The sequence below is a fragment of the Indibacter alkaliphilus LW1 genome (genome assembly GCF_000295935.2).
Lineage (GTDB): Bacteria > Bacteroidota > Bacteroidia > Cytophagales > Cyclobacteriaceae > Indibacter > Indibacter alkaliphilus.
In genome coordinates this window covers 1-16,065 of the sequence record NZ_ALWO02000056.1, presented here as the reverse complement: position 1 = coordinate 16,065, position 16,065 = coordinate 1, and the positions used below count along the sequence as shown (strand labels likewise).

Genomic DNA, 16,065 nt, shown 5'->3' with positions numbered 1-16,065 from the left:
GGATTAATTTGAGTAGATATATGCTTCGCGATATAAGTTGATATAAGCCTTCGGCGATATAAGAATCTAGCATCAAAGCGGCTTGTTTTTTTGATGATAGTTTTTTTTTGAAACTGCTATTATTGAATAAACTCCTTCATGCTTACGTGAAAACAATAAAGCGATATTATCATTTGCTTCCTTATAACTGTAGGGACCCTTTTCATCAGCAGAAGTTACAGTACTTTCGGCCAATTTTTTAAGAGAATTATAGTCAGGCCCTTGAAAATTTGGAGTTCTTTCATGTATGGAAAGAAATCCATCTTTTTGATCCCAAAAAACATTGATATTATAAGTCAATAAACTAAAATTATTGGAAAATGGACCAGGTCTATTGGTAGAAAAAACAAATTCAATTCCATGCTCAAAAAAATGGGCATTTGAATTGATATCATCTGAGGAAGAATTTACAAACTCAAGGTTAACAGGTATCTCTGGGAAGGTACCGTTGGAATATTTTACTCTATCACAATTGGAAAATAGAATTATAATTAATATAAAAATATTTTATTTTTCATCTGATTCCTGTTATCATCCTTAAATCATTGTTGAAGTTCCTACTAGAGCCATTCGGTTGAAAAACACCTGAGGCATAAAAAGCGTTTGCACCACCATCCCAGCCCCAGTTCATAAAGAAGTATGAAAAGTGCCATTCCACACAGCTATCAGTATCACAGTTATATGACTTATAATTATGAGTTCTGTAACCATCTGAAGTTCAAATATGCCATTGTAACAAATTGTCCCGGCCATAAAAAATGGCAGGATATCCTTGGGAAATCCAATTGATCTTCTTCAATTTATTCTTGTATGATCTCACTTATCTCCATGCCGGTATTACACCCGGCTAACAAAATCACTAGCAAAATCCTCCTGATTATCGGGACAAGTTCTGCTATCCTTCGCCCCTCTGCAATCTCTGGGTGACCCCATCTCTCCATTTGCATTTTAACCACACCCTTACTATCTTGTCCAGCGTAAGGTTTAATATCAAAAAAGATTTAACAGCTTTTGGCTGTTTCATCTTTCACTGGGGCTTCATTGAAGCCTTTTTTGGTTTATTAACTTTTGATACCGCATACTACTGCTTAATTTAGCACCTTAATTCTTTCTTCATGGCGCTGGAAGTTACCCAACTCACCAAAATTTACGGATCTCAAAAAGCATTGGACAGTATTTCCTTTATTGCAGAAAAAGGACAAGTCCTGGGTTTTCTTGGGCCAAACGGAGCTGGGAAGTCCACCACAATGAAAATTGCAACTGGATTTCTAATCCCTGATTTTGGTGACATACATATCAATGGCATTTCAGCCATCCATGAACCTAAAAAAGTAAGTAATCTAGTCGGATATTTACCGGAACATAACCCCCTCTATCCCGACATGTATATCAGGGAATTTTTACATTTTATCGGTGGGCTGTATGGAATGTCCGGCAAAATCCTGAAAAACAGAATTGAAGAACTGATTCTTCTTTGTGGGCTTGAATTGGAAGCAAAAAAGCGCATAGGACAGTTGTCCAAAGGCTATCGCCAAAGGGTAGGCTTGGCAAAAGCATTGATCCATGATCCCGAAGTCATCATTCTTGATGAACCAACCACAGGGCTGGACCCTAATCAGCTGGTAGAAATCCGGAAATTGATCAAGGACATCAGTAGGGATAAAACCCTTATCCTTAGCACCCATATCATGCAGGAAGTAGAAGCTATCTGTGAGAAAGTGGTGATTATCAACCGTGGTAAAATCGTAGCTGCCGATCTCCTGAAAAACTTAAAATCAAATCAAGGAAATACAATCCTCATACTGGAAACAGAAGAATCTGTTCAGCAGGGTTGGTTTGAATCTTTGGGAAAAGTGCGCTATTTGGGCAATAACAAAAACACTGTTTCCATCACTGTAGATGATGTAGTTTCAGCAAGAAAGCAAATTTTACAGCTTTTACAGGAGAAGAACCTTAACCTGGTCAGCATCCAACAGAAAGAAAGAACCTTGGAATCCATTTTTCACCAAATCACCCAAAGCTAATTGCATGAAGGCGCTCTATTGGAAAGAAATCAACTCTTTTTTCAGCAACCTGACGGGTTATCTGATTTTGTCTGTATTTCTGGTTTCCATAGGTTTGGTCGTCTGGGTTTTTCCGGATACATCAGTCCTTGACTATGGCTATGCAGATTTGGAGCCTCTTTTTATTTATACGCCGTATGTATTTACTTTCCTCATTCCTGCCATCACCATGAAGATGATTTCAGAAGAGAAAAAATCAGGAACCTGGGAACTCCTAATGACCTCTCCTCTGAGTAACAGCAAAATCATACTCGCCAAATACTTTGCTGCCCTGACATTGATCCTTGTAGCGATTCTACCTACCTTGATTTATTATTTCAGTATCATTCAGCTGGGTGAACCTCAGGGAAATATTGATCATGCCGGCTTCTTTGGTTCTTGGATAGGTTTGGTATTGATGGGAGCCGTATTTGCTTCAATTGGTATATTGGCATCAGCCCTTACTTCTCAACAGATTGTTGCTTTTGTCTTGGGGGTGTTTCTCTCTTTTTTGCTTTATTTCGGTTTGACTGCTTTGGTTCAGCTGAATATGATGAGTCCATTTGCACTTCTTTTGGAAGAAATCAGCTTGAGCTTTCACTACGAAAGCATGAGTAGAGGTGTGATCAATGCAGGAAACCTTGCCTATTTTCTTGGGATAATTATCGTGAACTTAAGTTTGACAACTTTACTGATCAGAAGAAAATGAAGAAGCGAAGAGACAAATCTTTACTGAAAGCAATCGGGATTCCTCTGCTCTTAATTTTAGCACTATGGGTCATCAGCACTTTTTTCCCATTTAGAATTGACCTGACCGAAGAAAAAAGACACAGTTTACACCCAGCGACCATAGAAGTTTTACAGTCCCTTGAGGAACCTTTGGAAGTGGAAATTCTCCTAACAGGAAATCTTCCCGGGGGAATGCGCAGACTGCAGCGCTCTATAGAAGAAAACATCAGGACTTTCAACGCGTACAGTTCTGAAAAAATCAAATTCTTCTACCAAGACCCTTTGGCCTTACCAGAAGATATTCGGGAAGAATATATCGTTGCCCTTTCAGATTACGGCATCAACCCAACCAACCTTTTCATCTCAGAAGACGGAGGTCAAAAAAGCAAATTGATCTTCCCTGGAGTAGTCCTTCGAAATGAAGAGTTTGAAACAGGGGCTATGGTTCTCCGGGGAGAGAAAGGCATGGGTCCGGATCAAATCCTGAATCAGTCCATTGAAAACCTTGAATTTGAATTGATCAACGCCATCCGCAAACTCATCCAAAAACAACAGTTTGCCATAGGAATGTTGATGGGCAATGGAGAAATGGAAGAAGATGATGGTTTTGGAATTATTGAGGCTTTGGTAGAGGACTTTGAAGTGTATAAAATACCCATGGAGCAAGCCCAAAAAGTAGAGGATCTGGATCCCTTTGCAACCTTGCTGATTCCCGGACCCAAGGAAGCTTATACCGAACGCGAAATATATCTCTTGGACCAGTACCTGATGAATGGGGGAAATCTTATCTTTTTGATAGATGCATTGACATTTGATTTAGAAGATGCAGGCGGGGAAGGCACTGTAGCTATGCCTTTTGAAAATGGATTGGAACAGATGCTTTTCAGATATGGCATTCGGGTCAATAAGGATTTTATACAAGATGTCAATTTCGGATACCATCCGGTAATGGCGGGAAACTTCGGTGATCAGGAACAATTGGTTCCCTTGCCATGGCCTTTTTATATTACTGCGGGAAGAATGGCTTCCCATCCGATTACAAAAGGTTTAGATCAGGTAATGTTCCGCTTTACCAGCAGTATGGATACAGTCAAAGCAGATGGGGTCATCAAAACACCACTTATTTTCGGATCAGAGTACAGCAGAAAACTTGCGGCCCCTGTAAGAATTGCTTTTGAAGATATGGCCGATGAACCCAATCTTGAAGAGTTTCGATTGAGGAGCCTCCCTTTACTTTACCTCTTAGAAGGAAGTTTCACTTCTTTGTTCAAAAACCGCTTTTTGCCAGAGGGGTCCGATCAATCCAAATTCATCGATTCAGGCAATACAGGAAGGGTCATAGTAGCAGGTACCGGCAACCTCTTCAAAAGTCAAATCAGCTTTGTGGATGGGAATCCCCTACCCTTGGGTGAGGATCCTTTTAACAATACTCAGTACGCCAATAGGCAACTACTCCAAAACAGCATCAATTACCTACTCGAACCAGAAGGGATCATTGCTGCCCGCACCAAGCAATTCCAGATCAGGCCGCTCAATAAAGTAAAAGTCAGAAATGAAAAAATGAAGTGGCAACTGATTAACATTGTGCTTCCATTGGTCTTTTTTGCATTGATAGGAGTACTCTGGGCCGGAATGAGAAAAAAGAGGTTTTCCTCGTAATTTTCAGAAAACGCAGATTCACAGCAATTAGAACTCCTGAATTCCAAATGCAGTTATGAGTTAAGAAAATTGATTTTGAGGTTTTTTTACCCTCAAAAGCTGCTTTTATAATTTTATTTATAAATTTACCCTGTTCAATATTTAGACAAAAACATAAGCCCTGACGATATGAAATTTATTGTTTCTTCTTCTGCACTTTTAAAGCAGCTATCCGCCATCAATGGTGTAGTGACTACCAACCCTGTAGTTCCCATTTTGGAGAACTTCCTTTTTGAAATTAAGGAGGGAATTCTGACCATCACTGCTTCAGATTTGCAAACCTCCATGATGACCGAAATCGAAGTGGAAGCCAAAGAAGACGGAAATATTGCAGTACCTGCAAAAATCTTGATAGAGACTCTTAAAAACCTTCCTGAGCAGCCTGTTAATTTCAGTATTGACCATGACACCTATAGCGTGGAAATCAGTTCAGACAATGGTCGGTACAAACTTGCTGGGGAAAACGCTACGGATTTTCCAAAAATTGCTACAGTAAACAATGCTACTTCGGTGGATATGTCCACTGAAGTGCTGAGCTCTGCCATCAGCAATACCATCTTTGCTACGAGCAATGATGAGTTGCGACCTGCCATGACCGGTGTTTACATCAACCTGAGCAGTACCAATGCAACTTTTGTTGCTACCGACGGCCACAGACTGGTAAGGTACAGAAGAGTAGATATTGCAGCAGCTGACGCAGCCAGCTTGATCATCCCGAGAAAAGCGCTTAATCTATTGAAATCAACATTACCTTCTGAAAATGTTCCTGTCACTGTGGAATTCAACAGTTCTAACGCTTACTTTAAATTTAACAGCATCAAAATGATCTGTAGACTGATCGATGAGCGTTTCCCGGATTATGAGAATGTCATCCCAGTGGACAACCCAAATCACATGACCATTGATAGGATGGAATTTTTGGGTTCATTGAGAAGGATTGCCATCTATGCAAATAAGACCACCCATCAGGTACGTTTAAAATTGACCGGGTCTGAATTGCAGATTTCTGCTGAAGACCTAGACTTCTCTAACGAGGCAAACGAAAGACTTTCCTGTGAGCACGATGGGGAGGATATAGAAATCGGCTTCAATGCCAAGTTCTTGGTAGAAATGCTCAATAACATTTCTTCCAAAGAGGTTACGCTTCAGTTCTCCGCTCCAAACAGGGCTGGGCTGATCGTGCCTTCAGATACTTCAGAAAACGAAGACATCCTGATGCTTGTGATGCCGGTGATGTTGAATAATTATGTATAAAAAATAATATTGGTGGATATTTATTGATATTATGAAAACGACTAAGTTTAAGCTTAGCTGATAAAATTTAAAGCCCCGATGAAAATGGGGCTTTTTATCTTTGAATATAGAATTAAGAGGCTTCTGTAAAGCAAGGGTTTCCGAAATAGATATATTGCATCATATTAACCGTTCGGGCAAGGTGCTTTATGATAAAAAAAGCACTAATTTTCTTGGAAGATTTTTAAAAAAATCCTGTCTGACTTTTAAAACCTGACAGGATTGAAGAAGGGTTTCTGTAAAAAAAGTTTACTGCTCTTCCAACTTTACTCTTACAAACTTGATTTTTTCCCTGTTCCAGGTATAGCAAAAAACCAGCTCCCCATTATCATATAAAATTGAAGGGTAAGAGAATTCATCTTGCCCATTCCCTTCCTCGATCACCTGCTTCAAAGGCCAGGTCTTCCCATTATCATAGGAAACCGCTAGTTCCATAGGGTATCTTTTCCCCCAATTTTCTCCAACAGGATTATAAATCAAAGCCAAGGTATCGCCGCTGATGTGCGCTATATCAATCCCAGAATTATTGTTGGGCAAATCAGTCAATTCCACCGGACTCCAAGTCAAACCTCCATCATGGGAATCACTTCGTCCTATTTTTCCTGCAGAAGTTCTCAATAGCATATGAACGTATAAGGCAGCAGATTCCCAAAGAGCTGGCTGAATTACTCCCTCTCCAGGGATTTTTTCCCTATCCAAGATCAAGGTTTCTGAATTCACCCAAGTTTTACCTTCATCCTCGGATCTATCCACAAAAGCATTCCAAACCCTGTTTTTTTCCAATGAAGCAGGAGCCAACCAAGTCCCGTCAAATAAGACCAGTACATGGTTTCTGACCGGCCCTCTTCCACCCCTATCCCCTTCCACCAATTCAACCGGTTCAGACCATGTGCTCCCATTATCCCGGGACTCCATCACCCAAGTTTCCCAGTGGTCTATTTCTTTACCTACTTTAAAATAGAGGTAAAGCTTTCCATCAGGAGCATTAAAAAGCACAGGGTTCCAATGAGCATCCTCTCTGACCTTTGCCACCAATTCAGGAGCAGTCCAATCTCCATCTCTTCCTTTGGAAATCCAGATCCCTACATCATCTGCCTTTTCTTCCGTACCGGCAAACCATGCAATCATAAACTGCCCATCTCCCAAAGACTCCAATGTGCTGGCATGGCATTGGTCAAATGGCCTTTCATCTCCAAAAACAAAGCCTTCTGAAACCACCTTTAAAGTTGGTTCTTGAGCTGAGGATATTGTTAAAGTAGCAAAACACAGAATCAGACTAAGAAAAATTTTCATATTTGAATAAGTTGGTTAGAATCAGAATTTACAAATATTGGGCTAAAGCCAATCGACCAGAGAAATTTAACCAAAAAATCATTGCCCTATCCGAGGTAAAAGAGACTTTAAAAAAGCAGATTCAAGGATCTCTAAACTATTATTTGGCAGTCTGACAAAACCAGGGGTTGAATTAATGAGCTAAAACATACGATACACTAATGAGTTTGCCGAGAAGGGAAAATAATTCCTGACAATTTCCGACAGAGGGGTGGCAGCAGCCGGGATTAAATCTTATTTTAGACTTCCCAAAAATCAAAATCCTTCTTATGTATATAGTTTTTGATACAGAAACCACCGGATTACCAAGAAATTACAATGCTCCTATGTCCGATTTGGACAACTGGCCCAGATTGGTTCAGATCGCATGGCAGCTTCACGCAGCTGATGGAAAGCTCTTATCCAACAATAATTTTATTGTCAGACCTGAAGGCTTTACCATCCCCTACAACGCTGAGAAGGTCCACGGAATTTCTACAGCTAGAGCAAAAAAAGAAGGACATGACTTGGCTGAGGTTTTAGGGATTTTTCATGAGGATGTAGCCAAGGCCAATTTTTTGGTTGGTCATAATATCGGCTTTGATATCAATGTGGTCGGAGCGGAATTTTTGAGGAAAGAAATCCCCATGCAACTCACCGATATGCGGGAATTGGACACAAAAGACCTCTCCACGGATTTTTGTGCTATCCCAGGAGGTAAAGGAGGTAAATATAAATGGCCAACCTTGACTGAACTGCACCAAAAACTTTTCGGTGAGGGATTTGCAGATGCGCACGACGCTGCCTACGATGTGGATGCCACTGCCAAATGTTTCTTTGGATTGATCACTCAGGGAGTCATTGCGCCTGAAAAAAACCTAAAGTCAAAAGATGTAATCTACGAAGCTCCAAAACTTGATGCTGCCAACTTTGTTGCAGCTAAAGATGAACAAAAAGTAGCAGCGAAGGAGGTATTGAAGGCGGCTGGAAAAGCTGATATTTCAGATTTGGTAGACACTCCTTTCAGCCACCTTCACGTACATACCCAATATTCCGTCTTACAGGCCACATCGGAAATCCCGGCTCTGATTGCCCAAGTCAAAAGCATGGGCATGCCTGCAGTTGCCATGACTGACCATGGAAATATGATGGGAGCTTTCCATTTTGTAAAGGCTGCTTTGGCAAATGACATCAAACCCATAGTAGGATGTGAATTTAATCTTTGCCGAGACCGAAAAAATAAAAACCAAAAAGATGACGGTTTTCAGACTGTTCTGATAGCCAAAAACAAAGCCGGATACCACAACCTCGCCAAGCTTGCCTCCTATGCAAACATTGAAGGATACTACTACTTGCCTAGAATAGACAAAGAAGTACTAGTAGAATATAAAAGTGATTTGATTGCCACTACAGGAGGGCTGTGGGGAGAGATTCCTTTTTTGATTCTTAATGTCGGTGAAACACAGGCTGAAGAAGCTTTTGTGTGGTGGAAAGAACAATTCGGGGAGGACTTTTATGTAGAGCTCAATAGACACGGAATCCCAGAAGAGGAGAAAGTCAATGAGGTATTGCTACATTTCGCTGAAAAATATGGTGTTAAATATTTTGCTGCCAACAACACCTATTACAACCAAAAACTGGATGCCAAAGCACATGATATTTTACTTTGTGTAAAAGACGGGGAACTGGTAGAAAAGCCCAAGAAGTATATAGGCAAAAGGGGTCGGGAATTCAGATACGGTTTTCCAAATGAAGAATTTTACCTGAAAAGTCCGGATGAGATGAAAAAGCTTTTTGCAGATCTTCCGGAAGCCATTGCTTGTACCAATGAGATTGTTAAGAAAATAGAAACCTACAAACTTCAGCGGGCTGTATTGCTTCCTAAATTCCAAATTCCGGATGAGTTCAAGGACCCAAGGGATGATGAGGATGAAGGGAAAAGAGGTGAAAATGCCTATCTGCGCCACCTGACTTATGAAGGTGCAAAAAAAAGATACAAAGAAATCACTGATGAGATTAAGGAAAGATTGGACTTTGAGCTGGCAACGATTGAAAATACTGGTTACCCGGGTTACTTTTTGATTGTACAGGACTTCACAGCTGCTGCAAGAAACATGGGGGTATCGGTAGGACCCGGTAGGGGTTCTGCAGCAGGATCTGCCGTTGCTTATTGCACGGGGATCACCAACGTGGATCCAATTGCGTATGATCTCCTTTTTGAGAGATTCCTGAATCCTGATAGGGTTTCACTTCCCGATATTGACATTGACTTTGATGATGAGGGCCGCCAAAAGGTCATTGACTATGTCATCAATAAGTATGGCTCCAGCCAAGTAGCTCAGATCATTACTTATGGCACTATGGCTGCCAAATCAGCCATCAGAGATACTGCAAGGGTGCTGAATCTCCCTCTTTCAGAAGCGGACAAATTAGCCAAGCTTGTTCCTGACATCAAACTCAAAGCTTTATTTGACCTGGCCAAGGATAGGTCCAGGCTGTCAGACAAACTCAAGGGAAATGGAGAAGATATAGCCAAAGCAGATGAACTAATCCGTATTTCCAGAGGTCAAGATGAATTATCCAAGACCATCAATCAGGCGACGGTATTGGAAGGTTCGGTAAGGAATACAGGAATACATGCTTGTGGAGTGATCATTACACCTGATGACATTACCAAATTTGTCCCTGTAGCATTGGCCAAAGACTCAGATATGGTCTGTACTCAATTTGACAACTCAGTAGTGGAAAGTGCCGGCCTGTTGAAAATGGACTTTTTGGGATTAAAAACCCTGACCCTGATCAAAGATGCCTGCAAAATTGTCAAAGAGAGACATGGTATTGAATTGGATCCGGATAATTTCCCCATAGATGACGAAAAAACTTACGAACTCTTTCAAAGGGGCGAAACTGTAGGCATATTCCAGTACGAATCCCCCGGAATGCAAAAATATATGCGGGAATTGAAACCCACAGTTTTTGCTGACCTCATTGCCATGAACGCCCTTTACAGACCTGGACCGTTGGCTTATATTCCTTCATTTATCAAAAGGAAACATGGGCATGAACCCATTACCTACGATTTGGAGGATATGGAGGAGTACCTGAAAGAAACTTATGGTATCACGGTCTATCAGGAACAGGTCATGTTGCTTTCCCAAAAACTTGCGGGCTTTACCAAAGGTGAGGCCGATGTACTTCGAAAGGCCATGGGTAAAAAGCAGAAAGATGTGCTGGATAAGATGAAACCCCAATTTATCGATCAGGCCTCTTCCAAAGGGCATGATGCAAAGAAACTTGAGAAAATATGGAGGGACTGGGAAGCTTTTGCCTCCTATGCCTTCAACAAATCGCATTCTACCTGTTATGCTTGGATAGCCTACCAGACGGCATATCTCAAAGCTCATTATCCTGCTGAATACATGGCTTCAGTACTCAGCAACAACATGAATGACATTACTCAGGTCACTTTCTTCATGGAAGAATGCAAGCGTGGCAATATTGCTGTGCTGGGGCCTGATGTAAACGAATCCAAACGAGGCTTTACGGTAAATAATGATGGACAAATCCGCTTTGGAATGGCAGCAATCAAAGGTGCCGGAGGTGCAGCTGTAGACTTAATCATTGAAGAAAGGGAGGGAAAAGGTCCTTACAAAAACATCTTTGATTTCTGTAAACGAGTCAATTCCAGAGCTGTAAACAAAAAAACTTTGGAGGCATTGGCGATGGCCGGAGGCTTCGATTGCTTTAGCGAACATCACAGAAGACAATACCTAGAAGCTCCTGAGGGTGATGTCACCTTGTTAGAAAAAGCGGTAAAATACGCTCAAAAAGTTCAGCAGGAGGCAGATAGCTCACAGGTCAGCCTTTTTGGAGGTAGTGGAGGTATGGAGGTACCATTACCAAGTATTGCTCCAATGGAGCCTTTCAGTCAGCTTCAACAATTAAACATTGAAAAAGAAGTCGTCGGACTCTACATTTCAGGTCACCCTTTGGATCAATTCAGGGTTGAGATGGAGGCATTCACCAATACCCCTCTCACAGAGATGCCAGACACCGAAACCCTTAAAAAGAAGGGAGAAATCAAGGCCGCGGGAATGGTTACATCATTCGCCCATAGGACGACTAAAACCGGAAAACCATTTGGCACCCTTACTCTGGAGGATTACCATGGCGCACATACTTTCTTTTTATTTGGTGAAGATTACATCAAGTTCAAGGAGTACTTTATGACAGGATGGTTTATCTATCTGACAGGAAGTGTTCATCCAAACAAATGGAAACCTGACCAATTTGAATTTAAGATCAACTCCATGATGTTGCTCAGTGAGGTCCGTGGAAAAATGATCAAAGGTCTACGTGTCAATATAGATATGGATGACCTAACTTATGACCTTATGGAAAAGCTGGAGGAAATCACCAAGAAATATAAAGGTGATGCCAAGCTTTATATCAATGTCATAGACAGAAAAGAAAATATAACGCTTGATCTGATGTCTAAAAAATACCTCATAGACCCATCCAATGAAATGATCAAAGATTTAGGGCAATTACCTGAAGTCGCTTATAAAATCTTATAGTCAGAAATCAAAAAAGGAGCTTTTAAGCTCCTTTTTTGATAGTATTTCAATTCACAGCATCATATTTTAAAAGGAAGCTTGTATTGTCTTTTACCTGTCAATTTATATACTGCATTAGCCAGGGCAGGTGCATAGGGAGGAACAGGAGGCTCCCCTACTCCAGTGGGTTTCTCCATACTATCCACTATATATACATGGATTCTTTTGGGAGCCTCTGGCATTCTAGCGATTTGATAACTATCGAAATTGTGTTGCTCTACTTTACCGTTTTTGAATGTAATGGCAGAACTGGTAGCCAAACCATGTGCAAATTGCGCCCCACCTTCAAACTGTGATCTGATACGGTCTGTATTTACTGCAATTCCACAATCAACCGCATAGTGTACATCAGAAACTTTGATTTTACCATCCCCTCCTTTTTCCACTACAACAATGCAGGCTACATAAGTCAGAAAGCTCTTTTGACAGGCAAAACCCATCGCTTTATTTCCACCTAAGTTTTGGCCCCATCCAGCTTCCTGAGCAACCCTTTGAATCACTGCTTTCATTCTGCCTGTTTCCCAAGGATACTCTTCTATACTTTCTCCGTAGTTGGAAAAATCACCGTCGAGCTCTTCTTTGAAGCTCAGGTTCCTATCCTCTCCAAGCAACTCCAAAGCATGGTTGATAGGGTCCACACCTCTTGCCTCGGCCACTTCATCCATCATACAATTGATGGCATAAGAATGGTGGATATTACTGACCGAGCGCAACCAACCTATTCTTGTATGAGCTTTAGATTCATGGGTTTCAATTCTGATATTCGGCACATCATACGGGAAATCCACACAGCCTAATCCTAACTCTCCATCTGATGGATGAACTTCCGCAGGGTTAGAGGTAGCTCCGATTGCAGGAAAAACAGTGTGGTGATTCCAGGCCACAAGGTTTTTGGAACCATCCAAGGAAGCTTTGATTCTTTGGGCACTGAGTGCATGATAAAAATCATGGTGAAGGTCATCTTCTCTGGTCCATTGGACCCTGACAGGAGAACCCATCTCTTTGGACAATATAGCCGCTTCCACCACAAAGTCAGGTTTTGACTTTCTTCCAAAGCCTCCACCCAAAAGCGTGACATGCATGGTGACATCTGCTACTTCAATTCCCAATGCAGAAGCAACTGCACCTCTTGCCCACTGAGGATGCTGAGTAGGTGCCCAAACCTCACATTTACCATTTGTAAAATGAGCGACAGCAGCTGGTGGCTCTATGGTTGCATGAGCATAATAAGGCAACTCATACGTTCTTTCAATGGTTCTGGATGTTGATTTAACTGCCTCTTCAATTTCCCCTCTTTCCCGTCTAACTTTACCGGACTCTTTAGTGCTTTCCAGCATATCCTTTAATTGGGCAACAGAATCATAACCTTGATTTTCTCCCAGGTCCCATTCAATTTCCAGTGCATTTCTACCCTTTATAGCAGCCCAGGTATTGGTAGCGATGACAGCTATTCCCTCTAAGGGTTTATCCAAGCCGGCTGGTAGTCCAGCTCCTTCTATTTTTACGATTTTTTCTACTCCATTTACGGCCAATGCTGCTGAGTCATTGACAGAAATGACCTTTCCGCCAACCACGGGACTTCTGCTAACCACTGCAATTTTCATGTTGTCCAGATCTACATCAGCACCAAAAACAGCTTTACCTGTGGCTATATCTTTGACATCATAAATGGGGATGTCTTTACCTATCAGCTTATAGTCTCCAAATGGCTTTAGAATAACATCCTCAGATCTGGGAATTTCCATTTTCTGAACATCGGAAATCAGCTCTCCAAAATTGATGGATTTCTCTGATCCGGGATGATGCACCATACCATTTTCAGCATAGCATTCATCCATGGCTACCTTCCATTTTTGCGAGGCTGCCATCAATAACATATGCCTGGCAGTAGCACCAGCTTTACGCATAGGCTCATAAAACATTCTTACAGAGTATGATCCATCTGTGTTCTGATCGCCGTATTTGTCTTCATCACCATCGGCTTGGACAATTTTCACTTTAGACCAATCCGCTCCTAGTTCATCTGCAATGATCATAGGTAGTGAAGTCCTAATACCGGTACCCATTTCAGACCGGTGTGCAATGATAGTGATCAAGTTATCTTTATCGATACTCAGGTAGGCGTTTGGTGCAAATATCACATCTTCGCCTTTTGGTCCACTGCATTGAAAACTAATCCCAAGAAAAACCCCACCCGAAGCCAGGGCACTCAATTTCAAAAAATCTCTTCTGGATGGTTTGAATATTTTACTGGAGTCGGTTTCTTCTTTGGGCTTGAAGAATGGAAATGTAGGTCTCATATTTCAATATTTAGAGATTAAAGTTTTGAAGAAGCTGTTTTGATGGCTTCTTTGATTCTGTTGTAAGTTCCACATCTACAAAGATTTCCTGCCATTACTGACTCTATTTCCTGATCTGAAGGGTTTGGGTTTCTTTGAAGCAAGGCAGCAGCATTCATAATCTGCCCAGACTGGCAATACCCGCATTGTGGAACCACATGCTCTATCCATGCAGATTGAAGTGGGTGATCTCCTTTTGCGGAAAGGCCTTCTATAGTCACAACTTCTTGATCACCCACCGCTGAAACAGGTAAGCTACAAGAGCGCATGGCTTCACCTCCAACCAATACAGTACAAGCTCCACAAAGTGCTTGCCCACAGCCGAATTTAGTGCCTTTCATTCCCAGAAGGTCGCGCAACGCCCATAACAAGGGCATGTCCTCTTCGGCTGTCACTTGATGTGACTCACCATTAATTTTCAAAGTATAGTTTTCCATAATTTTTCAAGTGGTTTGCAGTTGAATAAGTTAAACAATTCCAGCTGTTAAATTCCTATTAAGTTCCATTCTTTTCGGTAAGGACGGAACAGCAAGTTATTTGCATCTTCATCCCTTCTGAACAATTCCTTATTTGAATTCCATTTCAATGGCCTTCCCAATTTGTAGGAAATCATTGCCAAATACATGGGCATGGTCATTTCCTTAGCATAGGCAAGATGAGATTGAGGTTGTTGTCTGGACTTGACCGCATCTATAAAATTCTGTTGGTGTCCCGGAGATCGTGGAATGGTTAGTGGTATATCGATGACATCTGACAGAACTTCTCCATCGATTCTTATTTCTCTACTGGAATAATCACAAATCAATGTCCCTTTGCTTCCTTCGAAATATGCCCCAATATGTCTCTCAGATGCGCCTGGTACATCAGGTGGTGTGCTTGTCCAATATAAATCAAGGTTCTTAAACTTGAAGTCTACATCAATCCATTTTGGTGTATCCCCAACCCCATCTGATTTTTCTCCCCTAGCTGATACTTTTTTTAATTTCTGAGGCTTTATGCCCCACCAAACTACATCAGCAATATGACACCAAAAATCCTGAAAAACCCCACCGGAATATTCCAGAAAGTAACGGTATGTAAAATGACATTTTTCAGGAGCATATTCGGAATAGGGAGCAGGTCCCAGCCACATTTCCCAATTCAGATGTTTTGGAGGTGTCTGGAAATTAAGTTTTTCTATTGTGGTTGGCTCACCTGTTTTCCAAATCCTTACTGTTTTGATTTTCCCTAAAACTCCCGATTGTAGGATTTCAGCTACGCGGTGATAATTGTCCCCTGCGTGGATTTGAGTACCTAGTTGAAATACTCTATTATTTTCTGAAAGAGACTTTAGCATGAAATCCCCTTCCTTATAGCTGTAGGAAAGAGGTTTTTCCCCATATACATCTTTTCCTGATTGAAAAGCCAAAACAGCAATCTGTGCATGCCAATGGTCTGGAGTTGCTATAGTTACTGCATCTACATCAGCTCGATCCAAAACAAACCTGAAATCCTGATATATTTGGGCTTTAGAATCAGGATGAATTTCTTTTAGTTTTTGAAGCGCCTCTTCCGCTCTGTTCATATCCACATCACATAAGGCTACGATTTCAACATCAGGCAAATTGGCAAACCAATTCATATGGGACAAGCCCATACCTCCCAAGCCAATATGGGCTATCCTTACCCTGTCTGAAGGAGCTGCCCTAAGACCAGTAAAGGGAATAAACTGTAATCCAAGTGCTGCGAATGCAGATGTTTTAACAAACTGTCTCCTGTTGAATTGAGGGCTCATAGCGTAGAAGTATCAAGTGGTCGGGCAATAATCGACACAATAATTTACGCAGTTAAAAAGATTAAAAAAATAAGTATCTGATTTACTGAAAGAAAAATGGATTCTTTTTAAAAAATGATTTTTTTTAGGAAGGAGGTTTGGAAAAAATGGATCATCCTACTATGTTTGCACCACGTTAAACGAAAGCGTTTAAGCAAAGGGAAAAATTCCTCCTTAGCTCAGTT

Annotated in this window: 10 protein-coding genes; 5 read left to right on the top strand and 5 right to left on the bottom strand. The window is 41.3% G+C overall.

Annotation, left to right across the window (positions count from 1 at the left end; translation table 11 throughout):
- Window positions 1-72 precede the first annotated feature (72 nt).
- Window positions 73-339 carry a hypothetical protein gene (locus A33Q_RS21395; RefSeq protein ID WP_009036379.1) on the bottom strand — a complete coding sequence of 89 codons (267 nt, stop codon included), beginning with the start codon at window positions 337-339 and terminating at the stop codon, window positions 73-75.
- A gap of 815 nt (window positions 340-1,154) precedes the next feature.
- Here A33Q_RS21395 and gldA point away from each other — a divergent pair.
- The 4 genes from gldA to dnaN all read left to right on the top strand — a co-directional run bounded on the left by gldA (window position 1,155) and on the right by dnaN (window position 5,762).
- Window positions 1,155-2,063 (top strand): gliding motility-associated ABC transporter ATP-binding subunit GldA, encoded by a 909-nt coding sequence (gene gldA / locus A33Q_RS21390; RefSeq protein ID WP_009036381.1) that lies wholly within the window; start codon window positions 1,155-1,157, stop codon window positions 2,061-2,063.
- A gap of 4 nt (window positions 2,064-2,067) precedes the next feature.
- Window positions 2,068-2,790, top strand: a complete 723-nt coding sequence (gldF, locus tag A33Q_RS21385) for a gliding motility-associated ABC transporter permease subunit GldF (RefSeq protein WP_009036382.1) — start codon at window positions 2,068-2,070, stop codon at window positions 2,788-2,790.
- A complete protein-coding gene (gldG, locus tag A33Q_RS21380; RefSeq protein ID WP_009036383.1) occupies window positions 2,787-4,469 on the top strand; it encodes a gliding motility-associated ABC transporter substrate-binding protein GldG in 1,683 nt (560 codons plus the stop codon). Before gldF ends, gldG begins: the two co-directional genes overlap by 4 nt.
- A 168-nt stretch (window positions 4,470-4,637) precedes the next feature.
- Window positions 4,638-5,762, top strand: coding sequence for a DNA polymerase III subunit beta (dnaN, locus tag A33Q_RS21375; RefSeq protein WP_009036384.1), 1,125 nt, complete (start codon window positions 4,638-4,640; stop codon window positions 5,760-5,762).
- A gap of 288 nt (window positions 5,763-6,050) precedes the next feature.
- Here dnaN and A33Q_RS21370 read toward each other — a convergent pair whose 3' ends face one another.
- Window positions 6,051-7,094 carry a sialidase family protein gene (locus A33Q_RS21370; RefSeq protein ID WP_009036385.1) on the bottom strand — a complete coding sequence of 348 codons (1,044 nt, stop codon included), beginning with the start codon at window positions 7,092-7,094 and terminating at the stop codon, window positions 6,051-6,053.
- Window positions 7,095-7,402: 308 nt separating this feature from the next.
- Between A33Q_RS21370 and dnaE the strand changes: the two genes are divergently transcribed.
- Window positions 7,403-11,689 carry a DNA polymerase III subunit alpha gene (dnaE, locus tag A33Q_RS21365; RefSeq protein ID WP_009036386.1) on the top strand — a complete coding sequence of 1,429 codons (4,287 nt, stop codon included), beginning with the start codon at window positions 7,403-7,405 and terminating at the stop codon, window positions 11,687-11,689.
- A gap of 59 nt (window positions 11,690-11,748) precedes the next feature.
- Here dnaE and A33Q_RS21360 read toward each other — a convergent pair whose 3' ends face one another.
- Genes A33Q_RS21360 through A33Q_RS21350 form a run of 3 tightly spaced genes read right to left on the bottom strand, consistent with a single transcriptional unit; the run spans window position 11,749 to window position 15,841 of the window.
- Complete coding sequence (locus tag A33Q_RS21360; RefSeq protein ID WP_009036387.1) at window positions 11,749-14,028, bottom strand: xanthine dehydrogenase family protein molybdopterin-binding subunit; 2,280 nt, start codon at window positions 14,026-14,028, stop codon at window positions 11,749-11,751.
- 17 nt (window positions 14,029-14,045) lie between these two features.
- Window positions 14,046-14,504 (bottom strand): (2Fe-2S)-binding protein, encoded by a 459-nt coding sequence (locus A33Q_RS21355; protein WP_009036388.1) that lies wholly within the window; start codon window positions 14,502-14,504, stop codon window positions 14,046-14,048.
- A gap of 47 nt (window positions 14,505-14,551) precedes the next feature.
- Entirely contained in the window at window positions 14,552-15,841 is a 1,290-nt protein-coding gene (locus A33Q_RS21350; protein ID WP_009036389.1) for a Gfo/Idh/MocA family protein, read from the bottom strand.
- Window positions 15,842-16,065 lie beyond the last annotated feature (224 nt).